This is a genomic window from Planctomycetia bacterium (genome assembly GCA_021413845.1).
GTDB lineage: Bacteria > Planctomycetota > Planctomycetia > Pirellulales > PNKZ01 > PNKZ01.
On sequence record JAIOPP010000075.1, the window covers coordinates 105,978 to 130,200 of the forward strand.

General features: G+C 61.5%; 16 protein-coding genes. 6 read left to right on the top strand and 10 right to left on the bottom strand.

The genetic code is table 11. The features are described 5' to 3' along the window. Nucleotides 1-189 precede the first annotated feature (189 nt). From K8U03_13800 to K8U03_13810, 3 genes are all read left to right on the top strand, one after another. Nucleotides 190-1,425: an aminotransferase class V-fold PLP-dependent enzyme gene (locus tag K8U03_13800; GenBank protein ID MCE9605964.1), complete on the top strand. Its 1,236-nt coding sequence runs from the start codon at nucleotides 190-192 to the stop codon at nucleotides 1,423-1,425. A gap of 142 nt (nucleotides 1,426-1,567) precedes the next feature. After that, the gene (gene coaD / locus K8U03_13805) at nucleotides 1,568-2,113 is read left to right on the top strand and encodes a pantetheine-phosphate adenylyltransferase (GenBank protein MCE9605965.1); all 546 of its coding nucleotides are present in this window, start codon (nucleotides 1,568-1,570) and stop codon (nucleotides 2,111-2,113) included. A gap of 64 nt (nucleotides 2,114-2,177) precedes the next feature. After that, nucleotides 2,178-3,266 (top strand): aminotransferase class I/II-fold pyridoxal phosphate-dependent enzyme, encoded by a 1,089-nt coding sequence (locus K8U03_13810; GenBank protein ID MCE9605966.1) that lies wholly within the window; start codon nucleotides 2,178-2,180, stop codon nucleotides 3,264-3,266. A gap of 37 nt (nucleotides 3,267-3,303) precedes the next feature. Here K8U03_13810 and K8U03_13815 read toward each other — a convergent pair whose 3' ends face one another. Next, complete coding sequence (locus K8U03_13815; GenBank protein ID MCE9605967.1) at nucleotides 3,304-4,539, bottom strand: glutamate dehydrogenase; 1,236 nt, start codon at nucleotides 4,537-4,539, stop codon at nucleotides 3,304-3,306. Nucleotides 4,540-5,070: 531 nt separating this feature from the next. On the opposite strand from K8U03_13815, the gene K8U03_13820 reads away from it, so the two are divergent. Then, complete coding sequence (locus tag K8U03_13820; protein MCE9605968.1) at nucleotides 5,071-8,370, top strand: protein kinase; 3,300 nt, start codon at nucleotides 5,071-5,073, stop codon at nucleotides 8,368-8,370. Nucleotides 8,371-8,438: 68 nt separating this feature from the next. Continuing rightward, on the top strand, nucleotides 8,439-10,397 hold the full coding sequence (locus K8U03_13825; protein MCE9605969.1) for a hypothetical protein: 1,959 nt from the start codon (nucleotides 8,439-8,441) through the stop codon (nucleotides 10,395-10,397). Here K8U03_13825 and K8U03_13830 read toward each other — a convergent pair. After that, a complete protein-coding gene (locus K8U03_13830) occupies nucleotides 10,394-11,461 on the bottom strand; it encodes a hypothetical protein (GenBank protein ID MCE9605970.1) in 1,068 nt (355 codons plus the stop codon). The genes K8U03_13825 and K8U03_13830 overlap by 4 nt on opposite strands. Next, nucleotides 11,346-12,125 (bottom strand): hypothetical protein, encoded by a 780-nt coding sequence (locus K8U03_13835; GenBank protein ID MCE9605971.1) that lies wholly within the window; start codon nucleotides 12,123-12,125, stop codon nucleotides 11,346-11,348. The genes K8U03_13830 and K8U03_13835 overlap by 116 nt, the downstream gene beginning before the upstream one ends. Nucleotides 12,126-12,242: 117 nt before the next feature. Here K8U03_13835 and K8U03_13840 point away from each other — a divergent pair, with 117 nt between their 5' ends. After that, complete coding sequence (locus K8U03_13840; GenBank protein MCE9605972.1) at nucleotides 12,243-13,067, top strand: BON domain-containing protein; 825 nt, start codon at nucleotides 12,243-12,245, stop codon at nucleotides 13,065-13,067. Nucleotides 13,068-13,866: 799 nt separating this feature from the next. On the opposite strand, the gene K8U03_13845 is transcribed toward K8U03_13840, so the two are convergent. The 7 genes from K8U03_13845 to K8U03_13875 form a co-directional block, all read right to left on the bottom strand. Further along, entirely contained in the window at nucleotides 13,867-17,793 is a 3,927-nt protein-coding gene (locus K8U03_13845; protein MCE9605973.1) for a hypothetical protein, read from the bottom strand. A 255-nt stretch (nucleotides 17,794-18,048) separates the two neighbouring features. Further along, nucleotides 18,049-18,999, bottom strand: a complete 951-nt coding sequence (locus K8U03_13850) for a hypothetical protein (protein MCE9605974.1) — start codon at nucleotides 18,997-18,999, stop codon at nucleotides 18,049-18,051. Then, nucleotides 18,989-20,494 (bottom strand): hypothetical protein, encoded by a 1,506-nt coding sequence (locus K8U03_13855; protein MCE9605975.1) that lies wholly within the window; start codon nucleotides 20,492-20,494, stop codon nucleotides 18,989-18,991. The genes K8U03_13850 and K8U03_13855 overlap by 11 nt, the downstream gene beginning before the upstream one ends. 18 nt (nucleotides 20,495-20,512) lie before the next feature. Continuing rightward, the gene (locus tag K8U03_13860) at nucleotides 20,513-22,045 is read right to left on the bottom strand and encodes a general secretion pathway protein GspK (protein ID MCE9605976.1); all 1,533 of its coding nucleotides are present in this window, start codon (nucleotides 22,043-22,045) and stop codon (nucleotides 20,513-20,515) included. Next, nucleotides 22,042-23,196 carry a GspJ family type II secretion system protein gene (locus K8U03_13865; protein MCE9605977.1) on the bottom strand — a complete coding sequence of 385 codons (1,155 nt, stop codon included), beginning with the start codon at nucleotides 23,194-23,196 and terminating at the stop codon, nucleotides 22,042-22,044. The genes K8U03_13860 and K8U03_13865 overlap by 4 nt, the downstream gene beginning before the upstream one ends. After that, the gene (locus K8U03_13870) at nucleotides 23,193-23,636 is read right to left on the bottom strand and encodes a prepilin-type N-terminal cleavage/methylation domain-containing protein (GenBank protein MCE9605978.1); all 444 of its coding nucleotides are present in this window, start codon (nucleotides 23,634-23,636) and stop codon (nucleotides 23,193-23,195) included. Before K8U03_13870 ends, K8U03_13865 begins: the two co-directional genes overlap by 4 nt. Beyond that, nucleotides 23,633-24,208 (bottom strand): prepilin-type N-terminal cleavage/methylation domain-containing protein, encoded by a 576-nt coding sequence (locus K8U03_13875; protein ID MCE9605979.1) that lies wholly within the window; start codon nucleotides 24,206-24,208, stop codon nucleotides 23,633-23,635. Before K8U03_13875 ends, K8U03_13870 begins: the two co-directional genes overlap by 4 nt. Between the last annotated feature and the right edge of the window lie 15 nt (nucleotides 24,209-24,223).

Genomic DNA, 24,223 nt, shown 5'->3' on the forward strand with positions numbered 1-24,223 from the left:
TGCATCAAGCCCAGAGACCGTAGCTTGCCTTCTAAACTACGTGAATACCCTGATTGCCTTTGTATTTAAGGCATTTCCCGGTTTCAGTAGGCCGCAAGGTTGAACTTGGGCCATAATTTTGATAACCCTGTCGCCCCGCTTGTGTCATGGATGTCATAGGCAGACGCAGTCGTCTGAAAAGGTACTCGTATGATGATGACGGATCAAACCGTGGCCCGACCGATCGTGAAGCCGATCCCGAACCCTTGGGAAGCGTTTCGCCGGCAGATGCGCGTCGGCAAACGTTGGGCCTATTTCGATCATGCGGCCGTCGCCCCGCTTTCAGGGCCGGCGCTCGATGCGCTGGAAGCCTGGGCGCGCGACGCCGCCGAAAACGGCGACGTTCATTGGCCCCTCTGGGCGAAGCGGTTGGAAAACGTACGCCGTCAGTCGGCGAAGTTGCTCCATGCCGACGTCGACGAAGTTGCGCTCATTCGTAATACGACCGAAGGGGTGAACCTCGTTGCCGAAGGTTTTCCATGGAAAGCCGGAGACAACATCGTTACGCTCGGCGACGAGTTTCCTACGAACCGAATTCCGTGGCAAAACCTCGCAGCGCGCGGCGTTGAGACGCGGCTCGTATCGCCCGCCGGCCCGAGCGAGGAGATCGACGCCGATCTCGATCGCCTGCTCGCGGCCTGCGATAGCCGGACGCGGATCGTCTCGGTCAGTTGGGTCGGCTATGCGAGCGGTCGGCGATTCGACGTCGGCAAGCTTGCCGAAGCGGTTCACTCACGCGGCGCATTATTGTTTCTCGACGCGATCCAAGGGCTCGGCGTTTTCCCGCTTGATGTCCATGCCACCGAGGTCGACTTCCTTGCCGCCGACGGGCACAAATGGTTGCTGGGTCCGGAAGGAGCGGGACTGTTTTACGTGCGCCGCGACTTGCTGAATGTATTGCGCCCGATCGGCATCGGTTGGAACAGCATCGTCGACGGGCACGACTTCGCGCACGTGGAATGGCAACTCAAGCCGACCGCGGCGCGCTACGAAGGGGGGACGATGAACACCGGGGGCTTCATCGCGCTGGGGGCGAGCTTAGCCTTGCTCGCAGCGTACGACACGCCGACCGGTTCAATACCCGCTTCGACGGCCGGCGGCGCAATAAACGCGATCGGCCGTCGCGTGCTCGAGCTCACGGAGTCGGCATGCCGTCGGCTGCGCGAGGTGCGTGCCGTCGTGCTGAGCGATCGGCGTCCGTCGGCCGCTTCGGGAATCGTCTCGTTCGAGCTGCCGGGCAAGAATCCGATCGGCGTCCGACGTCATTTGCTCGATCATGGGGTCGTCGTGAGCTGCCGCGCGGGAAAGCTGCGGATCAGCCCGCATGCGTACAACAACGACGAAGATCTCGAGCGCTTGATCGCGGCCCTTCGTTCGGCCGAGTAGCCACGGCCGCCGAACGGGAAACGACGCGGTCTCGCGAATTCCACGGATGCAAACTGGAAACCGCGGCGTTTCTCTGTTAGCTTCCGATGCTTGAATAAGCTTCTTACGAAGCGGCATCCGGAACTTCAGGACGTTACAGGGCATGAGCAAAGCGAAGCCTCGCACGGCGGTGTACACCGGATCGTTCGATCCGATCACGCTCGGGCATTTGAACGTCATCGAGCGCGCCGCCGATCTCGTCGACAAGTTGTTCGTCGGCGTCGGCATCAATACCGGCAAGGCTCCGCTGTTCACGATCGATGAGCGCGTCGACTTGGTTAAGAAAGCGGTGAAGCATCTCGCCAACGTCGAAGTGCGGAAGTTCGACGGCTTAGCGGTGACGTTCGTACGCGACTGCGGAGCCCGCGTGATGGTGCGCGGAGTCCGGCCGTTGCAGGACGTCGAAGCCGAGTTCACGATGATGCTCGCCAATCGCCAACTCGACGCCGGAATCGAAACCGTGCTGCTGATGGCCGACAAAGAGTTCGCGCACGTTTCGAGTTCGCTGATCAAGCAAATCGCGCCGCTCGCCGGTGACGCGGAACTGGCCCACTTCGTGCCGAACGTCGTCATCACCGAGCTGAGAAGCAAGATGAAGAAAAACTCGCCCGAAGGAAAACCGACGCCGGAAAAGAAAAAGAGCAAGTAGCCGCTACGATAGGTCAGCTGAAATTCGTTAATCCCTGAGACATTCGACTGTAAGGCTTCCCAATATGTCTGCTTCCGCGATCGACCTTCGTAGCGATACTGCGACGCGCCCTACTTCCGCCATGCGGGCCTTCATGGCCGCGGCCGAAGTGGGAGACGACGTCTCCGGAGAAGATCCGTCGATCAATCGACTCCAGGAACGAATCGCGGCGCTCTTAGGCAAGGAAGCGGCGCTGTTCGTGCCGTCGGGTACGATGTCGAACCAGATCGGCGTGCGGCTGCATTGCGTGCCCGGCGACGAAATCATTTTGGAAGAGACGGCGCATATTTACGCCTACGAGCAAGGGGGCGTTGCGCAACTCAGCGGCTGTGCGACACGCACCGTTCGGGGCGAGTACGGCATCTTCGGGCTCGATCAGATTCGCGACATGATCCGGCCCGACAATGCACACTATCCGCGCACGCGGCTGTTATGCATCGAGAACACGAGCAACCGCGGCGGCGGAACGGTGTGGCCGCTCGAGCGCGTCGAAGAACTTTGCGATTGGGCACACGGCCAAGGACTCGCTACGCATCTCGACGGCGCGCGGCTCTTCAATGCCGTCGTGGCGACGGGAATCGCGGCCGATCGTTGGGCGGCACACTTCGACACCGTGAGCGTTTGTTTCAGCAAGGGACTCGGCGCGCCGGTCGGTTCGGCGATTTGCGGCCCGCGAAAGCTGATCGACAAAGCGCTGCGCGTGCGTAAAGTCTTCGGGGGCGGGATGCGCCAAGGGGGCATCATCGCCTCCGGCGCGCTCTACGCACTCGACAACAACATCGATCGGCTGGCGGACGACCACGGCAACGCCCGGCGCTTCGCCGAACTGATTCGCAACGTCGAAGGGATCAAGCTCGACCCGCCGAAGATCGAAACGAACATCGTCTTCTTCCACGTCGACCCGCGACTAGGAACGGCGGCGGATTTCGCCGGGCGGCTCAAGCGGGCGGGGCTCTTAGTCGGCGCGCTCGCCAAGCAAACGATTCGCGCCGTGACGCATCTCGACGTCACCACGGCCGACATCGAACAAGCCGCCGCGATTCTCAAAACCACGGCAGCGGAAGTCTTAGACGCGGCCCGCCCGATCGCCAAAGCCGGTGGTGCCTACGCCTAGCCGCGGCAACATTCGCCGTGCTTACGTTGAGTCGAAATCAAGCGCTTCCCGCCAGGACCGCCGCTCGGCGAACTCTGCCGATGCCGAGGATGTAGGCCGCGGTGCGGAGACTGCATTTTTGCTCGCGCGAGATGTTCCAAACTTGCTCGAACGCTTCGGAAAGAATCCGATCTAGCTCCTGCCGGCAGCGATTGAGCGTCCAAGAATAGTGTTGCCGGTTTTGCACCCATTCGAAGTAGCTCGCGGTCACGCCGCCGGAGTTCGCCAAGATGTCGGGCACGACGAGAATATCGCGGGCCGTCAGGATATCGTCGGCATCGACGTTCGTCGGGGCGTTGGCCGCTTCGATGATGATCGGCGCTTGAATCTTGGCGGCGTTGTGCTTGGTGATCACGTTGCCGAGTGCGGCCGGAATGAGAATGTCGGTATCGAGCTCGAGCAAGTCTTCGTTGGAAATGACTTCGCCGCCGGTAAAGCCGTGTAGCGAGCCTTTGTGCTCGATGACGTAGCGAAGCGCCGCGGGAATATCGAGCCCTTCTTTGCGATAGTAGGCGCCGCTCACGTCGCTGATCGCCAAGATCTTGCATTCGGTTTCGTGTAGAAACTTCGCGGCAAACGTGCCGACGTTGCCGAAGCCTTGAATCGCGACGCGCGTGTTCTGCGGCTTGCGGTTCATCCGTCCGAGTAGTTTCAGCGTGATGATCCCTACTCCGCGCCCGGTCGCCTCTTCGCGCCCCGGCAAGCCGTGCATCTCGACCGGCTTTCCGGTCACGCAGGCGGGGGAGAAGCCGTGGTACTTGCCGTATTGATTCATGATCCACGACATCACTTTATCGTTCGTCCCCATGTCCGGAGCGGGGATGTCGATGTCGGGTCCGAAGATGTCGTGAATGCCGTCGATGAATTTGCGCGTGATCGCTTCAAGCTCGCGACTGCTGAAGGTCTTCGGGTCGATCGCGAGCCCTCCCTTCGCGCCGCCGTAGGGCAAGTTCACCACAGCGGTCTTCCAAGTCATCAGCGCGGCCAGTGCGCGAACCTCGTCGAGATCGACTTCCGGATGGTAGCGGAAGCCACCCTTCATCGGGCCGCGCGCGTTGTCGTGCTGCACCCGATAGCCGATGAAGGTTTCGATCTCGCCGGAGTCGCGCGTGATCGGCACTTGCACCTGGATTTCGCGCTTCGAGGTCAGCAGAAGTTTGCGGATCGACGGTTCAAGCTCCAAACGATCGGCCGCCCGGTCGAAATACAGCTTCATTGAATCGTAGGCGTTCATGACCGTGGCCTCTCGGAGCTAGACAATGGGGGGTGCGATCGGCGTTGCTCGTATCTAGTTGGCTAATATCAGTTTACGTTGGTTTTTGCGAAGTGGTTCACCAACGGCGAAGCCGTATATTACTCGTCGCCGAAGCGGAGCGGCAAGCAGCCTTTTCGTGGGAGAACGGCCGCTTAAGGGCGGGTTTTGCGGCCGAACTTGCCCCGTTCGGCCAAATTCGGGGTCGCAAGGCCGTGTCGGGAACCGACTTTACGCTCCGTGCGTCCAATCCGTCGGTCGAAATCGTCGGAAGGATCAAAAACGGCGTTCCGGTTGTAATATCGAACGGTGTGGAGCGAATGTAGAAGTCGTAGGTTAATTTCAATGAGCTTTTGCCAAGTCGGCATCGCTCAGGGTAAATTAAAGGGTTGGAATAGAGAGTCCGAGACGAGCTATCGGCAGACCGAATGCGGGGGGCGTGCGACGCCGCCTCGCTGCCGCCGATTGGCCCCACCAGGAAAGCGCATCCCCAAGAAGGATGCGATTGCGCCCATGTCGTTTCCCGTTGAATCGTTTTGGAAGTTAGTCGTCGATGCGCAACTTCTCACGTTGGAAGATTGCCATCGGCATCATGCCGGCTGGCTACAGCAAAACCCGCAAGGGGGCGACGCTCAGAGTCTCGCCGAGTTTCTCGTAGCGACGAACGTCATCAGCCGCTACCAAGCGTCGATCTTGCTCGCGGGCCGAGCCGGGCCGTTCGTCTACGGCGACTACCGAATCTACGACCGGATCGAGTCGGGCCGACTCTCCGGAATCTTCCGCGCCCTCCACATTCAAACGATGCATCGGGTCTGTCTGCAATTTCTCACCGCCGAACAAGCGGCATCACCCGAAGCGGTCGCGTATCTCACGCAACGCTCTACGCTCACGTCGCAAGTCAGCGCGGGCTGCCCCAACTTGCTGCGCTGCTACCATTTGGTCGATCTCGGGCCGTTCAAGTTTTTCGTGTTGGAAGATCTGCAAGGGAAGCGTGTCGAGCGGCTGCTGCAACAGCAAGGCGCGATGAAGCCGAGCGAGGCTTGCCGTATCATCCGTCAAGCGGCGCTCGGATTGGCTCGGATGCACTCCATGCAGCAAGCGCACGGCGATGTGCGCCCGTCGAACATTTGGGTCGATGCCGCCGTCGCGGGTGCCAAAGGGACCGTGAAGATGTTGCAGTTCCCGATGGTGCGCGATCCGCTTGCGCCGCCGATCGAATGGCGTAAGCAACTCGCGCTCGGCGACGGGAAGATCCCGCCGGAAGCAGACTTCGTCGCTCCGGAGTTGATCGGCGGCGGCGTTGCCGATGCTCGGAGCGATATCTATCAGCTCGGTTGCAGCTTCTATCAGATGCTTACGAATAAACCGCCGTTCGCCGGCGAGACGTTGCGCGCGAAGTTGGAAGGGCATCTGAAGGAACAACCGACGCCGATCCACAAGCTGAATCCGAACGTGCCGACCGATCTTTCCAAGCTCATCGGCTACATGTTGCAAAAGAAACCCGAGATGCGGTTTCAGCAGGTCTCGGTGGTCGTCGAGAAGTTGGTGCCGTTTATGTCGACGGCCGAGTCGCAAATGCAACCGCCGCCGCCGAGCCGAAATGCGACTGCCTACGACGCTTGGATTGCCGAGACGTTGAATGCCGCCGCGGCGGCCGCTGCCGCGAACCCCGGCTACGGGCACGGCACGCAGCAAGCGCCGCAACAGCAGCAACCGATGCAACAACATCCGATGCAGCAGCCCATGCAGCAAGCTCCGATGGGAGGGCAATACGGAGCCGCGCCGAATCCTTATAATCAACAGCCCGCTCAGTTCGGCCAACAGCCCGCTCCGTATGGTCAGCAACCGGCATCGCCGTTCGGTCAGCAGCAGCCTGCCGCTTTCGGTCAACAACCGGCTCCTTTCGGACAACAGCCGGCCTCCCCGCAGCCGTTCGCCGCGCCGCAACCTTTCAGTGCGCCGCAGCCGTTTGCCCCGCCGATGGGTTCGGCACCGGCCGGACCTGCCGTCGGAACAAGCGAAACCTATCAACCGAAGAAAGGTTCATCGTTCGGATTGATCGCGATCTTGATCGCGGTGCCGCTCCTCGGCGCGGCCGGCTACTTCGGTTGGGATCGGTTTATGAAGAAGCGCCCCGGCTTGCCGCCGGAACGCGTCGCTCTCCGACCGAATGCCACCGGAACGGCCGTTAAGAAGCCCGTGCCTACGGGCACCGCTCCTACGCCGACGGCGACGGCCGCCGCTCCTAAGGGAGTCGCGGTTCCTAAACGAGATCTCATCGCCTCGACCGGTGCGGATCCGATGTACGACTCGCCGACCGCCGGAAAGCCGCTTAGCCTAAGCCACATGGTGCCGGGCGTGCAGATGGTGATTGCCGTCCGTCCCGCCGAAATCGTCAAGCATGCGGAATCGGCAAACCTTCTCGACCCGAAAGTTTCCGGTTCGCTCGGGCCGTGGCTCGCAACCACCTTACCGACGATCACCGGCGTGCCGAACGAAACGGTCGAGCAAGTCATCGTCGGCATTCTCGATGGTCCTAGCTCCGACGCGGTTCGCTATGCCTACGTGGTTCGATACAACACGGTCGTTGCCGAGGCAGACTTGCTCAAGGCCTGGGGCGGACCCACGGAAGAAATGAGCGACACGACGAAGATCTACGTCAAAGACGGAACCGCTTATTACTTACCGACGAGCGAGCAAGGCAAGGTCGCCGTGGTCGTGCCGAAGGAAGAAATCGCCGGCGTCTTGAAATATAAAGGTTCGCCGCCGCAACTCCGTTTGGAGTTGGAATATTTGGTGCAGTCGGCGACCGATACGGATCGCCACCTCACGATGCTTTACACCCCATACTTCTTAGAGTCGGGCGGCAAGAGCTTGGTCGCCGGACCCGTGCAGACGGGCCTGCCCGCCATCAATTGGTTGCTCACCGGGGTCGGCTTGCCGCAATTGGCGTCGGCGGGCGACGGCAGCACTGCCGATGGAGGTGGCCTCGCCGACGGCGGCGCAATGTCGGGGTCGATGAATTCCGAAGATGCCTTGCCGCCCAAAGCGATTGCCTTCAGCGCCCACCTCGGCGATGCGTTTTTCTACGAGCTCCGTACCTATAACGGTGCCGCGACGGCGTTCACGGAAGCCTTGGCCGAACCGTTGTTCAATCGTGTGAAAGAAATTCCGAAGCGGGTCGAAGCCTATGTGCTGAGTTCTCGGCTATCGCCTTATAGTCGGGCCGTGTTGTTCAAATTTCCCGGCATGGTGAAGTTCGTCGACAGCCACGTGCGCGCAGGCTGCGCCGATCGGCAGATCGTGTTGCGCGGGTACATGCCCGCCATCGCGGCACACAACATTCTCCTCGGTGCCTATCTCTGTTTGCTCGAATCCCCGAGCGCCGTCGCTGCGCCGACCGCGGTCGCAAAAGGCCCGGCGAGCCCCGCCGCCACGGCCGGGCTGACCGGCGCCCAAGCGGCGATCAAGAAACCGATGTCGCTCACCTTCGACCGCAACAATCTCGAAGTGACGATGCAATTGATCGCGGAAGAAATCGGAGTGCCGATCGAAATCATCGGAACCGATCTGCAGCTCGAAGGGATCACGAAGAATCAATCGTTCGGACTCGACGAAAAGGTTCAGCCCGCCGATCAGATCTTGCGTACGATCATGAAGAAAGCCAATCCCGACGGCAAGTTGGTGTACGTCATCAAGCCAAAGAAGCCGGGAGATCCCGACATGATCTTCATCACGACGCGCGCCGCCGTAGAGAAGCGGAAAGACAAGCTTCCGGCCGAACTCGTCGCGGCTCCTCCTGCGAAGAAATAAGGCAAGAGTAGCAACGACGCGGAAGCTTGCGCGACCCGTTCTTTGAGTCGGACTTCGAGGCGTGCATCGTGGAATTGTTTTCCGTAGCCTGCATCACGTGCCGAGCCAAGATCAAGGTTCGGAGTATGTCGGCGATCGGACAAGTGCTCGCTTGCCCGCGCTGCGGCGGTATGGTCGAGATCTCTCCGCCGATGGGTTGGAAGCCGCCGGCCGGCAAACCTGAGCCGGAAGCGAAACCCCAGGCGAGACCCACAACGACGGATCGCCTAGAACCTCCGGTGCCTGCCGCCGCCGTGACGCCGACCGAAGGTTATGTCGGCATCGCCGAACCGGTCCTCGACGACGATCCGCTCGCCGAAGCGATGCGGCTTTCCGCCGAGCGCGAACGGTCGCAGCGCAAGTTACTGCTCGTCGGCGGAGCGTGCGCCGGAGCGGCACTCTTGGTATTAGGGCTTTGGTTCGGTTTCCGCAAGCCGACGGAGGAACCGACCGCGAGCAATACTAAGGCTCCGGAAGTCGCGCCCCCTGCGCCGTTGCCGAGTCCCACGCCGAAGGTAATTCCCACCGCAACGGCCGCGGCGATTTCGTCGCCTCCCGCGCCGGTTCCATCGGCTTCGTTGCCCGTGCCGACACCGACGTCCTCGGCACCGGTCGTTCCCGTGCCGAGCGCTACATCGCCTCCGCCTCCCGTGCCGCTCGCGACACCGACTGCGACGCCCTCTGCAACGGCCCTCGCACGTATCGATCCGCCGTCGAAGATACCGCCGCTGCCGGTCCCTAGTGCGACTCCCATTGCAAAAGGGACGAAGCCTCTCGTAGCGGTTCCCCTACCGGAAACGGAAGCTCGGTTGGCGATGAAAGCTCCCGTGATCGATCTGTCCGGAACGACACGCAAGAACGCGCTCGACGTCGTCGGCCGATTGGCCGGAGTCGGCATCCGATACGACTGGGATACGCTTGCTCCGGCGTCTCTCAAGCTTTCCGAGCAGGTGACGCTCAAGCTGCGTGATGTGTCGTATGCCGAAGCATTAAAGAAGATCCTCGAACCGGTCCACGGCACATATCAAGTCGTCGGCAGCAACGTATCGGTTCGTCCTTTGTCGAACGGTGCGCGGCCGAATGACTTGCGCTATCCGCTCGGAGTTCTGACGGCCGGCGATGCGGGGCAGACGGAGAAGCTGTTGACGCTCGTTCGCGCTTTCGTCGAGCCCTCTGTCTGGGACTCGTCCGGCGGCACGGGAACGCTCAAGGTCGAGGCCGATCAACTCGTCGCAACCGGTTCGACGGATGTTCAAGCTGCGCTGATGCCCGGCGAGCTGACCTTGTTTCTCGATCGCCTCACGACGGCGTGCGGCAAGCGGCCGACCGGTTCGCCGCCGAGTTTGGAGTCGCGTGCGGCGCAAGCGAAGAAAACGCTGGATAAACTCGTGACGATGAACTTTCGGCCGGGCGTGCCGCTCGCCGGAGTGCTGGCCCATTTGGAGAAGAGTGCCGACGTGATCATCACCGTCGATTTCATAGCGCTCGCCGACCATGGTTTTCTTCCCGATGCGAAGATCGGCATCGCGGCCGATAAATATCCGCTCGCGCAAGTTTTCTCCGCGTTGTGCGAGCCGCGCGATTGGGCCTGGCGAATCATCGATGACAAGACCTTCGAGATCACGACGCGCGAATCGCTCAAACGCCGTGGCTATGTCGAGTTCCACGATCTCAAGCCTCTGACGACGGCCGGCATCGCCCCCGTCGTGTTGATCGAACAATTGAAAACGCAATTCGCCGACGCCGGTTGGCGTGAAACCGGAGGCGAAGGAGTTCTCTACTACGACGCTCTCTCAGGCCGGCTCCTGGTTCGACAGCACCAAGACGCCCAACTGCGAATCGAGCGATTCCTTTCGGAACTCACCGCGGCGGCGATCGGCAACGCTTCGTCCATCGGCAGCGCAGTGCCGCTCGGTAACACCGTGCCGAAGGCAACACCGACCGGCACGCCCGCCCCGAGCAACTCACCGCCGCTTTCCGCTCCTTAGCGCGCTCCGTCGCGCCGCAGACCGAACGACAGAAACCGGATCCCCGTCGGTTCGTCGACGACGATCGTTCCGCCCGGAGCGAAATACTTTTGCAGCGTCTCGATCGGCGGCAAAGGGCGGTCGGCAAGTGCTTGGTTCAAATCTTTGAGTAGCGGATTCCGTTCGCCGCCGCGGGCCATCTGCTCTCGGATACGCTCGTTGAATGCGAGGCCATGCACGAACCGCAGTTCTTCGTCGGGCCGTGAAAATGCAAAGTAACCCGGCCCTTGATCGCCGGCGTAGCGCTTCGCCTTTCCTGCGATCAACTTATATTCCAAAGACGACGCCAGGCGATGCGCCTCGTCGCCGGCCGTCGCGATCGCCTTCTCTAAGACACTCGCGCGATCGGCGATCAAGAGGCAATCGCCGAGCAGACAGAACGAGGCTCGGGGGCGAAGTGCGGCATCGGCTTCCGTTTCATTGCGTCGCAAAGTCGCATCTTGGTAATACGTCGTTCCGGCGTAGCTGCGCGTCGCCAACTTGTCTTGCAGTTTCGTCGTCATCTTTTTCAATATCGGCAAGAACTTCTTACCGTCTTTCAAATGCACGCCGACGAGTTGCGCTCGGCTTTGCATGCTCACAGGCTCTTCGATCGAAAGCAGGAAGCTGATGCGACCTTCGAGTTCCGGCAGAAGTTCCGCCTCCAAGTCGATGTCGGTCTGCTTCAACAACGGATCGCGCACTCGACCTTGAAACGTTCCCCCGCCGCTGAAGCTGTCGACGATCGTGCGCAGCTTGTGATACGTTCGGTCGACGTCCCAAGCGAACGTCGCGTAGCTCGCCACGGTGTCGCACACCCACGGCTCGGGCTCGGTCTTCGTCGGCTGCAAGGCGATGAGTTCCAAAACTCCTGAGCGCGGCACATCCAGCAGCAAGTAGCCCTGTAGGATCGTCTCGAACGCACCTCGATTAAATGTCAGGCTTCCGCCGGCAGCCGTGAGCCCATCGAGCCCGAGTGCCGGCAATAAGGTAAGGCCGACTTGCGCCGCGGTGTTGTTGCGAGTCGTAGTTTGCCGGTGTCGCACCGTTCGAGGCAGTTGTCCCGTTCCAGATCGCCACGATTCGCTTGACGACATCGAGATCGGTGCCGATCACCAACACTCCTTCGCGACGAAGATAGAGCACTCGCTGAGCGCGTCCGGCCCCGGATCGAAAAACATTCAACTTCAGATCCCCGACCGACTCCGACTCTTCAATCCATCCGGCCGCGAGCGCCGTCGCTCGGCCGCGCTCGAGAAGCGTCGCAACGCTCCGATCTCCCTCAGGCACTTCCATAAGAAACAATAGAGCGGGGGACGCACCATCGACGCCGACGATCGCAACGCCGCATTCGCCGTGCGAGAGCCCTAGCAACTCGGCCAACGATAAGCCGAGCCGTTCCTTCACCGGCTCGAACGCCTTTTCCACCGCCGCGAACGCTTGATCCAGCAGCGGCTTGAATTGCGGGTCTTGCGCCATTCTTCCGATCGAGGTCTTCCACCACTCTTCGCGAACCAGTGAAGCGTCCGGAGCGCGAACGTAAGCGAGCGTTTCCGGCGGCAACATGCGAGCGAACTCGACCCGCTTCGTTGCCCCACGCGTTACATCCTCAGCGGCTTTCGCGCGTACAGGCTCCAGCGATACGCCGAGCATGGCGGCGACAAGGCAAAAATAGAAAGCCGAGATTCGGCGAACGACTGTCCGATACATGAGATAGGCGCTCGCATAAGTCCGAGTAAACGGCAAACTTTTACGGTCGTAGCGATTGTAGTATACTGAAACTCAATCGAGTCACTTAGTCGCTAGAGAATGACGAAAGGCGCAGCGATGAATCGATCGACGAAGCTCGTTGCGGCAGCCCTGGCCTACGTCGCGCCTCTCTGCTGCGGCTCGTTCGCCGAAGCTCAGCAGAGCGCGAGTTCGGGAAGCAGCGGCGCTTTCGGCGCGCGTTCACTTGGTTCGAGTTTCTCGCCAACCGCAAGCGGCTTCGCCCCCGGCGGCAGCAACGGGCTCGGTGCCGGCATGGGGGGCGTCGCAGGAATGACGACCCGCGGCGACAACACCGCCGGGCAAGTTTCAGGCAACGAACGCTTCGTGCGCGGCAGCCGCAGGCCGGGACAATTCGTCGGGGCAGACAATGCCGACACGTCGAACTTGATGAGCCAACTCTCTTCGATGGCTTCGCAAAACCAGCTCGGCCCGCAACGGAACAACAACGCGGCGAACCCGAACCGCACGACGGGCAACCTCGGCCTTGGTGCGCGGCGTGTCCAGCCGCGCGTGGCCGTGAGCGTCGGCTTCGATTATCGCACTGCGGGATCCGACGAAGCCGGCACCGTCTTGCAGAATCGGTTCACCAAGTCGTCGCGGCCCGGCCTACGTGGGCGCGTCATTGTGAATTTGGAAGGGACGACGGCGGTGCTTCGAGGGAATGTTGCCACGGAACACGACCGCGTTCTAGCCGAGCAAGTGGCGCTCCTAGAGGCCGGCGTCGGGTCGGTTCGAAATGAGCTGCAGGTGATCCAGAGGGAGAACCTGCCGACGCAGCAGGCGCCGTCGATCCAGCCGCTGAGCCCGCAAAGCCCGACGATGAAGTCGGCGCCGTCGAGTACCGGCTCGAATAGCTTGCGTTTGGTGCCGCCGGCTCCGTAGTCGCTCCAAAGCCCGGTTGCGTCGGTTGTGCGAAGCCGGTCCGTCGCAGAGCGTCGGTCCCTGTGGGGAGCGAGATCGTCGTGGTGCTCATTCGTCGCGGCGGGTTGCTTGAGTTCGCCGCGGCAGTCGGATCCATCGCCGGAGCATCATAGGCGACGAGTTGTACGCCATCGGCTGGAGCGCTCGGGAGCGGCCGTTGCGCAACCGGCGGATCGGGATACTTCGTCGGATCGCTCGTCCTTGAGCCGGGGAGATGCTGACGTGCCGCATCGCCGATTACGACCGGTCCGTTGTCCGGAGTAAAGCGGACTAGCAAGCTGATCTCTTTAAGCGGTCCACCGGCGGCATCCCACGGCAGCCACACGCTATAGGAATGCCCGAGCGACGACTTGCTGTAGTGCTTCTCGAACTGCTCGGTCGTGAAGACGAACTTCCGGTCGGGCTTCGTGTTTTCGACGTCCCGCCCGGTCTCGTCGAAGGCGTAGACCATCAACGAGCCGCGTACTTGGATCGGCTTTCCTCCTTCGACATCGTAGAACATCAGTCGACCGCCGAACCCGCGCGTTGCCGGCTTCATTCCTTCGGTCAGCACCGTATCGGTCCACACGGCCACGACCTTCATTGGCGCTTTGAGCTCGCCGTCACGTCCGGCACCCCAAGGAATATTCTTGCGCATGTCGAACTTGTCGAGATCGAATTTCGCGCAGCCGCCGAACGCAAGGAGCGCCGCGAGGCATGCGGCAATCGCAGTTCCGAAGACCGGCCAGTCGACATTCACGCTCTTCAAGTTCCGATTCCTTTATGGTTGCCGCGGTGGTTCGATCGGAGCGGCGTACTGAACTTGCACGACGCCGGATTGCGAGCCCGCTTCATTCGGTGCGGCTTCGCTCGGAGGTGCGACGTTTTGCACGGGCCAGCGCGGAGCCGGTGCGAGGCTACCGTCGGTCGGCGGCGGAGTCTTCATCGGAACGACGATCGGCTTTTCATCGAGTGTCGCAGGGGGAGTCGCGCCGTTGTTGGGAGCCGGAAGTTCGACGGCAGGATGCGGAATCGGCGTGCCGTGCGGCGATTCGTCGGGATAGATCACCATCGTCTCTTCGTCGGCCCAAAGATCGTTGCGTGTTTGCAGGCCGTTGTTGCCGTAGAGTGCCTTCACGTCTCCCAAGCACCACGACATCCGTGCCGATTCGATCTGCCGCAATCGAGCCGCATCTTGCTCGGTGCGAACGACGTGCGGCGTCATGATGATCAGAAGTTCGGTCCGTTCGCTCGTGATGTTGTCGTAACGGAATAGATTGCCGAGAATCGGAATCGACGACAACACCGGTACGCGGCGATGCACTTGCGACTTCGCCTTCGTAATCAAACCGCCGAGCACCACGGTTTGGCCGTTCATCGCGCTGACGGTCGTTTGCGCGGTCGTCGTATTGATGACCGGTTGACGCACGACTTCACCGGTCGTCGAAACGGAAATCGGTACACCTTCCGCTTCAGGCCCAAGAGCCGATTTCTCGGCGTCGATTTCCATCACCACTAAGCCATCGGGGCTGATTCTCGGCGTCACTCCGAGGATCAGCCCGACGTTCACATCGACCACGTTGTTGACTTGCCCGGTCGTGTTGATGGTCACTCCTTGCACACGCGGCACGCGCGAGCCGACTTGCACGAATGCGGCTTGGTTGTCGAGCGTCATCACTTGCGGACGACTGAGCACGTCGAGCCGACGACTTTCCTGTAGTGCGCGAATCAACACGCTCACGCTTTCGCTGCTCGCCGACAATACGAGACCGCCGAAGCCGAGATCGGCGTTCGTGCGTCCGACCGCGAAATTCGAAAGCCCTTGCGCGCCGAGTCGGCCGGAATTGGCTAGCGCCTTGTTGCTGCCGCTGTTGCCGAGTGGGGCATTATTGAATGCGTAGCCGGGATTGTTCGTCGCCGCGACGACGTTCTGATTCTGCGTCGTGATCGTACCGCCGCCGGGGACGGCTTGCTGCGTCGAGTTCGTAACGGTGACGAGATCGCCGAGCAGGCTGCGGTCGAACAAAATCGAATCTTGTAAGCCGAGCTCGATGCCGAACTCGTCGGTATTGTTGAGCGCCACTTCGGCGATGAGCACTTGAATCATCACCATCGGCGGTCGTGCGTCGATCTGCTCCACAACCTTGCGAATCTCTTCGAAGTAGCGCGGAGTCGAACTCACGATCAGGCTGTTGCTCACCGGTTCCGGCACGACGACCACTTCGCGCTCGATCTGCTCGAAAGGGCTCAGCAAGCCCGACGATACTTGCTGCACGTCGCGCTCGCTTCGGAGAAACTGGTTGATCGCCTGAGCGACGTCCGCAGCCGGTGCGTTCTTCAAGCGGTAGACCGTGCTCTGGCGTTGACGAATGTCGCTGTCGTCGAGCCGTAGAAGAATCGCTTCGACGACGGTGAGATCGTCGGCACTGCCGGAAGCGATGATGCTGTTGGTCCGTTGATCGACGGAGAACCGCAACCGAACGAGCAAGTTCGCCGTTCCTTGTTGCGATTGGGCTCCTTGCGCACCGAAGCCGCCGGCCGTTTGCGTTTGCAGCCCGAACAAGGCATTGAGCATTTCGACGAGCCGCGTGGCATCGCCGTTGACGATCGTAAAGACCTTGATTTGAGCCCGAGCCGCGGGCGTAGCGTCGAGCTGACGTACGAGCGCGGCGATCAAATCCATCGCTTCGGCCGGAGCGGAAACGACGAGCGAGTTGGCTCGCGCATCGGCCGTGATCCGGACTTCGGTGAGAATGCCCGAGCGATATTGCTTGTGCCCTTGCGAGTCGATAGTGCTGAACCGCAATGCGGCCGAGCGTGGTCCCGGCGCGGTCGCGGCATTCGCTCCCGGTTGTGCTCCTGCGCCGCCGAGTGCCCCGGCGATAGCTCCTGCCGGCGTGTTGCCGGTCGTGCCGAGTTGCGCGTTGACCGACTCTTGCAATACCGGCGCAAGTTCGTCGGCCAGAGCGTTGTCGAGATGAAACACACGGAGTTCGTTTTCCGCTTCGCCCGTCGTGACGTCGAGCCGCTTAATAAGCTCACCGGCTTCGATCAAATCGCGAGGGCCGCCGCGCACGATCAGGGAATTGCTCCGCACGTCGGCCGTGATCTGGATTTTCGTCGAGAGGCCCGGCCGGTCGACGAAGAAGCTTTGCAACGTCGTTTGCACGGCCGTGGCCGTGGCATGCTTCAACGGATACACGGCGAATTGCGAAGCGGGATCGACCGGTTGATCGAGCTTCTTCACAAGCTCTTGCACCGCTTGCACGCTCTCGGCGCGACCGATCAGCAACAGTGCGTTCGGCTTCACGAGCGCCGTAATGCTCACTTTCCCCTGTCGGGGCGAAAGAACGGCATCGTAGATTTGCGTCACGACGCCGGTGAGCGCTTCGCCCGAAACATGCGCGAGCGGCACGATCTCGATCGTCGGCTTCGTGTCGACGCTGAGGCGTTCGATATCTTCGATGATCTTCAAGACGCGCTCGACATCGCGATCGTTGCCGCTCACGACGAGCACGTCGAGCCCCTCGAGGAATTCGATCTGCACGGGCCCGACGAGTCCGGTGTTCGTGCCGAGCGCCGCTTGTACGTCGGCGGCGACCGTTGCTGCATTGCGATTCGGAATACCTTGATTCGGTGTGTCTTGATTCGTCGGTGGATTTACGGCCTGAGCTTGCGCCGCGGCGGCGGGAATCGGCGGCGCGACGGCACCTGCGGGCACTTGAGCGTTGTTCGCCTGATTGGGATTACGAGGCTGGAAAACCTGCGCCATGAGCGGCATCGTTTCCGGTAACGCTCCTCGCTCGCTCTCGCGATCGGTGTCCGGTTTCGCAGCGATCCGGTGCGACACGGTCATCGCTTGCCGCAACGACTCTTGATCGGCAGCGCGATAGGGGACGACATGCTTAGGAGCTTCTTCGGCTTTCCGATCGAAAGCGGCGATCAGTTTCGCAGCCGCGGTCGCACGACGCTCGTCTCCGACGAACTCGATCGAGCGGCGCGCCGGATCGTAGACGATTTCCAGCGGCTCCGCCTCCTTGAGCGCCAATCGTAGGCGAACCCGTCCATCTCCTTCAGTGGTCGTGGTCGAGAGGCGCACACCGTAGAGACGCCGAATCTGAGCTTCAAGCGTCGGCCATTCAATTGAGCGTAGCGTGACGCTTAGAGCGTTCGCCGCGGTGAGTTCGGGAACGCCCTGAGGTTGCATGGCGATCGGCGGTGTCGCCACCGGCTGCAGTTGCGCATCCACGAAGTTTGCGATCTGTTGTTGCGTTGCTTCGTCGGCAACGACGAGCACCTGGCCGGTGCGCGCATCGGCTGCGATGCGAGTCGCGCCTGCGGCATAACGGCGACGTAGCTCCTCGGCCAGCGTTTCCGGAGCGATGCCGGGCAATAAGTACGAGCGCATCGACGGGGCGACGGCCGGTGTCGAGGCGGCGGCGACTGTCGCACGGTCGAGATTAGCGACGGCTTGTGCCGCGAGGTTTTGAGTTTGCGGCGAGCCGCGGATCAGGAGACGATTCGTGTTCGCATCGACGACGATCTCGAAACGCTCGCCGCTTCCGGAAAGAAGCGATTCGAGTTGCGCCCGTATTTCCTCGGCGCGCACGTTCCGCAACGCATAGGCTTCATACGTTCCGACGATCGCGGAAGGCGTCGACTGCGCTTGCGCCGCCGGCAGCGCGATATGCGCGAGCCACAATAGCACCGGCAACCATCGTGTGAGATGGTGCTGCGCGCTAGATCGTTGATTGGCGGTCGCGAAATTCACTTCGAGCGTCGCTGAGCGGGATTTGCCCCCCCGCCAGTTCGACTGCCGTACGCAAGTATGCCGGCGCATACTTCGCGACACGGCTTCTATCGGCCCGGCTTGCGGGAAGCTTGAGAGATTCTCGCGACTTTGAGAATCCGCTCACCGTTGCATGCCGGCAACGCAGCGCTCGCCGGCGAATATGCGGAATTCTTATAACGGCGCTGCCGGCAACTCGACCGCTTGCCCGAGCGATTTTCCGAGACTGACGATGCGGCGTTTTCCGGCCGAATCGATTTCGATTTCTTGATCGCCGATGCGCACGAGCTTGCCGGAGAATTGCCCGACTTCGACCGCATCGCCGACGGAGAGCTTCAACAATTGATTCGTCGGGCGAACGTTGAGCCAAGCCTGGGGTTTGAAGTCGACGAAAATGATCGACGTCAGAAATGTGAACTTCGCCGGATCGAACGCCGGCGGGGCAGGAGGAATCGCTTCAACGGCGATCTTCGGCGGAACGGCAGGCGGTGGAGGAACATACGGCGCAAATACGTTACGCGCGACGATCGCTTGAGCGAGTTCCGTCCCGCGGGCTTCGTCGAGCTTAGAGCCTGTCGTTGTGTTCAAAGTATCGGCTCGGGTCGCGTCGTCGACGGCGAGCGCTTCGATGCCGGCCGTGAGTTGTACTCCACCGCCGTCGAGCGCAGGCTGGAGCGAGACGTCGCGCAGTTGATGCAGATGATCGGCCCGATAAAAAGTAGCGAGCCAAGCAGCTACTTGGGCGAGCGTCCCTCGGGCACGAAGCGTAAACGGCAGCTTCGTATAAATGCCGCGCAACTGCGTGCTTCGGCCGGGCTCTACGTTGACCTGCGTCAACTGCGCGCGGTCGACCGTACCGACCAGCCAGTTCTGATACAACGAACGTGCCAACTCCGCATCGCGCGGTAAAGATTTCTCTTCCCACGTGGCCAGCCGTTCGTTGTCGAGTCCGGCTCGAGCGATGAAGAGGCGCTTCTTTTGTACTTCCTTCGTGAGCGATTCGATTTGCCCGCGGCGCAACTGCATCGCCTCGTCGAACGATTGACGACCGAGCCATGCGACGGTGACGAGCCCCAGCGCGGCGACGACCGCGGCCAGCTTTTTCTCGCGAGGTTCAAGAGCCATTAGCTCCCCCTTTCACGATGGGAGGAGCATTCGCCTGCACCGGCTTCGCTGCCTGTGCATCGGTCTTTACCGTCAGGTTCGACTTAAATCGCCAAGGGTAGCGGCTTGTTTGCGGATCGTGCTGCCGTCCTTTGCCTTCGATCGAATGCTGTGCATCGCGCAAGCGCCGTTCGAGCTCATCCACGACGTCGGCATCGCTCACCAGCCCGGACATTTGCAACTCGCCTCCTTGCGGATGCGCGGTGAAGCGAAGTTGCGTGAGTTGTAGTTGCTCGGCCGAGGGCGCGAGCCGCGAAAGCCGTTCAAGCTCGGCAAGCCACACGACGTCAGACTTCAACCAGCGCTCGATCTCGGTCGCTTTCCGTTCGATCTCGGCTGCGGTTTTCACCGGTGCTTCGAGCGCGCTCGAAGTTCGCTTCAAGGCGACGATTTCTTCGTCGAGCCCGTTTAAGCGGCTCTTGGCGAAGAGCCAAATCCCGGCGAAGAGCAATGTCGCACAGAACGCGCCGATCAGAACTTGCTTGCGACGATTCGGAGGTGGAGCGGCCCGGCGCGGGTTCACGAAGTCGAACCGTGGACGAACTCCCTCCGCTTCATCGGCCGCCATGCCGAGCACTGCGGCGAAGCGACCATGCGCGGCCTCGTCGGTCGCCGCGTATTCGAGCGGCTCCGGCAGCGGTTTCCAGGGATCGACTAAATCGACCGCCACGACCAACTCGCTCGCAAGTTTCGTTGCCGTCGCGGCCCAATCGTCGGCCGCGCCGCAAAGCTCGATCCTTTCCACGCGCCGTTCCGGCCACTGATGATGCACGGCCGCGAGCGTGCGGCGAAGCTCGCTCGACAATGCACGGGCATATTCCGGCGCTGCCGTATCGCCCGGCATGCGTGCGCTTCGCAGCAGCACGATGTTCGGTCCGACGAGCGCCGTGACCTCGGCCTCGTCCGCCGCCGGCTCGACCAATAGTCGCGCTACGTCGTCGTGCGGCAATCGCCGCAAAGCCAACGACGCCGTTGCCGCCGGGCGAAGCAAAAGCCGCTTCAGACGCAGGCCCGCTTGTTCGCAAACTTGCGCAATGTGGGACATCGCCGAGCCGTCGACGGTCGCCGCCAAAACGCTTCGAGCTTCGCCGGCTATTGCGGCAGTGGGGACATAGTCGAGCGCGCCGTCGGCCGCGAGCGCGTGAAACTCGCGCTGCGCAAGAAAACGGACCATCTCCGGTAGTTCGTCGTCCGGCGCAGGGGGGAGTGCGAGTTGTTTCAACTCGACCGCCGTTCGTCCGATTGCGACGATCGCCTCGCCGCGCCCGATATTGCGCAGTCGAAACGCCTCTTGCAAAGCCGCGGCGCGCTCGCTCGTCGCTTGCACATCAAACGTCGTCGTGCCCGGCCAAGCGACCGTGAAGAGATGCTCGATGCGCATCCGCTTGCCGCGCAACGTGCCCGCGGCGATGCGAGCCTCGCGCACATCCCAGTCGATCGCGATCAAAAGCGGCATGCGGATTCGTCGTGAAAGTTAAGGGCCTGCGATGCCGAGGGTCGTCGTCGAAAAGCCGACGCCCAGATGCGTCAGGTCTCTCCAGAGTAATCGTCGTGGGACGGTCGAGGTAGCGTCAATCAAGGTTTCGACGCGAGCCGCGGGCCCGCCTTCGTCGTAATAGCCGATGATTTGCGCTCGATACACATGCCCGGCGGCCGTCACGTAGGGGAGCAAGGCTTTCATTTCATCGAGCGTGACGATGCTTCGGCTTAACAACCACGTCGGATATTCCGAGCCGGGCATCTGTTCCGTCGGCTCGGGATAACGCATCGCCACGATCTGCTCGACCTGCTCCGCGGTAAACCCAGGAATGCCTTGCAGGAGTGCTCGCGGTGCTTGGTTGATGTTGATTCGACCGGGAACGACGGTCGCATCGGTAGTCGCAAGTAAGTCCATTAGAATCGGCAACATCGGTCCGAGCAGCAGCGGATCGTTCTTCACCGGCGAGACCACGGCGATCGTGTTCCCTTGCACCGTCGCGCTCGTCGTCGCACCGACGAGGTCGAGCGGAGTTTTGAATCGATAGCGGGCCGTCTTCGTGAAGTCGGGAGGAGGAGCCGTAGCAAGGTTCGTGTTCGCGCCGCCGCTACCGGTGTACGTGCCGTTCTGACGATACGTGACGATGAACGACGCGAGATCGGCTTGGCCGGCCGCTTGTAGATCGGCGTAAATCTTCTCCAGATCGTCGCCGTTGATGTTGATACGTGGGGTGCCGTCGGCCCGGCGATTTCCTTCGGCTCCGTGCAACGCGAGGTAACCGTTCCAGCCGCGGTCGAACGAGCCATCGTTGTTGTCGACGTTCTCGGGCAATAGCACGTCGCGTTCTGCCGCATCGACTAAGCCGTTGCGATCGACGTCGAGCCCAAACAGGTGCGCCCGCGTTACGCCTTGAACCAGCAACAATTCTTCGAGCGTATCGAGCGGTCCGTTTTTGGGAGCGTAGGCCGGCGCAAGGCCCGAATAGTAGCTCGCTTCTGCGCCGAACTCGCGAGGTTCGTCGTCATCATCGAGCCAGTCGAGAATCGAATCGGCGATCTCTTCGCTCATACCCGGCACCGCCATCAGGCGCGTTCGTTGTTTCGTCTCGTCGGTATGGAGCGTCAGCAGGGCATTGAGGTTCAGCTTTGCGGATTCGTCTTCGAGCCCATAACGGAGCGACGTCTCGCTCCCTGCGGTGTGCGTCGAAGCCAGGATCGAGAAGCGGGCTCGGTCGGCGGGGTGCGCATCGTCGATGATGGTAATGGCTCGCAACTCAGCGGGATTGTCGTAAAGGCCGCCTTTTTCGCGGAGCATCGCGGTGTCGAGTTTCAATAGCGAGTGCAACTTCTCGGCCCCGCTTTCGCAGAGCAGCCGAGCCTGCACCGAGCGTCCGAAGGCATCGGCCGCTTGATACTCGGCGAACATCAGATCGGCAAAGGTATAAGCGGCGAACGAGAGCAACGTAACCACGACGAGCACGACGATGATCGCCATACCGCGGCGCGTCTTACGCGAAGAATGGTCGTTCATTTCGTGGTCTCCACGGAAGACGACTGAGAGCTGTCGGTACCGGTAGAAGACGAAGAAGCCGACGCTCGTGCGGCCGGAATACTTACGACCGAGCGGTATGTTTGCGGCTGCGTGAGCATTGATGAGGACGAGACGGCCGGCATCTCGGGGGGATGAAGAGTCAGCAGGATTTCCACCGCGGTCGGCAATGTGCCGCCGGATGAGTCCCACACGGTTTGCCATTGCGTGCCGTCGTAGTAGCGAAACTCGATCGCAGCGACTTCTGCCGCGAGCAGTTGAGCATTTCCGGTTCCGACTGCGCCGCCGCTTGCGGAGCCGTAACTTGCGGCGGCACGATCGGAGCTTTGACGATAGAGTCCCATTCCGGTCATAGCAGTGGTTCCGCTTGCTGCACTTCCACTTGTGCCGGCGGGCGACAACGAGAGAAAGTAGCCGACGGTTTTCACATCGCCCGGAGCGTCCGTCGCGGCTCCTGCGAGATTCGTCGCCGAGCCGTTCGCGCTCGGCAAGCGACTGACATCGACTTGCAAACTAAATTGATCGCCGTAAATTCCCGGCGGCTTAATTGTCGACGGTTCCGCTTCGGTCTCTGCGGCAGATGTTTCCGTGGAGTTACCGGAAGAATTCTTGCCGGAGGTGCTTCCGCTCGTTGAGATCGATCCGGATGTTGCGGTGGTCGACGATGACGCCGAGTTGGGCTTCAACGTGCTGAGAGTCGTCAAGGTCTTGAGCGGTTGTAGAGTTTGCACGCCTGACGCACCGGAGCTATTGGAGGAAGTCCCGCCGGTCGAACCGCTCGATGGAGCTGCGCCTCCGGTCGATCCGGAACTCACGCCTCCCGACGTGGACGTTGTCGAAGCGGCAGCTACGGCGATGGCATCGTCGGTTGAACCGGCGCTCGATGCAACCGGCTCGACGTGCGGCACCGCCCCGCGAAGGTCGTCGGCGATGCGTCGCAATAAAGCGCGGGCCAACTGCGCTTGCTCCACTTCCGCCCGCCCGACTTCGGCGACGCGCAGATGGATGTTCAACGCCGAAGCGATCGCGGCGATCAACACGCCCGTGATGACGAGCACCAAGAAAACTTCCAGCAGCGTGTAGCCGTGTCGAGTTTGAAGCTTGGGTTTGTGGCGGGAGCGGAACGCATTCATTGCGATCCTCCGCCTGTAGGCGTCGAGGTCGACGTCGTGCCGCCGACTCCCGCAGTCGTCGTGAGTGGATCGATGATCCAACGGACCAGAGAAAACTCCACCGGCCGCCGCGTAGCCGGGATGTTTTCGATGAGCGTCACCCGAACGGAAAGCAACGTCGGGTCGGTTGCGTTCGGTGTCGCGGTGACCGAATACGACCACTCAGGGTCGGTTTCCAGCGGCACAACGGTCACGTTTGTCGGTGCGACGATGCCTGCCGTGATTTCGGCGAGCTTGCTCTCACAGTGGAGCTGCGCCTTCGAGATTGCGGCGGCCCGATGCGCGCTGCTCAACCCTTGCTCGGCGAGAACGCCGATCGTCGCCAAGCTGCCGACGAGAATCGCCAGAGCCAACAACACTTCGAGCAACGTGAATCCGGAGCTTCGCGAGGCGCGCTTCATGGGGCTTGCCCCCCGTTCATAAGCTCCCCGCTCGTTAGCTCGCTTACGAGAGTCGCGCCGGTGAGCCCGCGCAGCTCCAGTCTTAGAAACATCGTATGTTCGTTGACGAGCGTAAGCTGAGCGCTCGAAGTGGTGCCGTCGGGATGGAAGTAAATGGTCGTCGACGATTGTACGTCGGCAACGGCGGGAGTGCTCGGCTGCGAGAAACCGGCCGGTTGCGGGGCTGGAGTTACGTCGTCGATCGCCGCGACTTGCTGAATCCGAATCCCTTCGGGCAAGGTCCTCGCAACGGCGGCAGCGGCAGCGGCAACTTCCGGGCTCGTCACTGGTTGATCGGCCGGCCCGATACGATAGCGGCCGGTTGTAGAATCGAAGCTGAGCATTTGCAGCTTGCCGCTACGCATCGCCGCGACGCGTCCGCGCGTCAGATCGGCACGAAGTTGGTCGGCTGCTTTACGAAGTCGCTCCGCTGCGAACGGCTTATCGAGCGCCGGCCACACGAGCGCCCCTACGACGATCATCAATGCGAGGGTGAGCCCGATTTCGACGAGCGTGAAGCCGCGGCTGCGCACAGAGCGAGAGGCGGA

Excerpts from the sequence above, each read along its gene's own strand:
- K8U03_13800 (MCE9605964.1), top strand. The coding sequence starts at position 190 with ATGATGATGACGGATCAAACCGTGGCCCGACCGATCGTGAAGCCGATC.
- coaD (MCE9605965.1), top strand. The coding sequence starts at position 1,568 with ATGAGCAAAGCGAAGCCTCGCACGGCGGTGTACACCGGATCGTTCGAT.
- K8U03_13810 (MCE9605966.1), top strand. The coding sequence starts at position 2,178 with ATGTCTGCTTCCGCGATCGACCTTCGTAGCGATACTGCGACGCGCCCT.
- K8U03_13815 (MCE9605967.1), bottom strand. The coding sequence starts at position 4,539 with ATGAACGCCTACGATTCAATGAAGCTGTATTTCGACCGGGCGGCCGAT.
- K8U03_13820 (MCE9605968.1), top strand. The coding sequence starts at position 5,071 with ATGTCGTTTCCCGTTGAATCGTTTTGGAAGTTAGTCGTCGATGCGCAA.
- K8U03_13835 (MCE9605971.1), bottom strand. The coding sequence starts at position 12,125 with ATGTATCGGACAGTCGTTCGCCGAATCTCGGCTTTCTATTTTTGCCTT.
- K8U03_13840 (MCE9605972.1), top strand. The coding sequence starts at position 12,243 with ATGAATCGATCGACGAAGCTCGTTGCGGCAGCCCTGGCCTACGTCGCG.
- K8U03_13850 (MCE9605974.1), bottom strand. The coding sequence starts at position 18,999 with ATGGCTCTTGAACCTCGCGAGAAAAAGCTGGCCGCGGTCGTCGCCGCG.
- K8U03_13855 (MCE9605975.1), bottom strand. The coding sequence starts at position 20,494 with ATGCCGCTTTTGATCGCGATCGACTGGGATGTGCGCGAGGCTCGCATC.
- K8U03_13860 (MCE9605976.1), bottom strand. The coding sequence starts at position 22,045 with ATGAACGACCATTCTTCGCGTAAGACGCGCCGCGGTATGGCGATCATC.
- K8U03_13865 (MCE9605977.1), bottom strand. The coding sequence starts at position 23,196 with ATGAATGCGTTCCGCTCCCGCCACAAACCCAAGCTTCAAACTCGACAC.
- K8U03_13870 (MCE9605978.1), bottom strand. The coding sequence starts at position 23,636 with ATGAAGCGCGCCTCGCGAAGCTCCGGATTCACGTTGCTCGAAGTGTTG.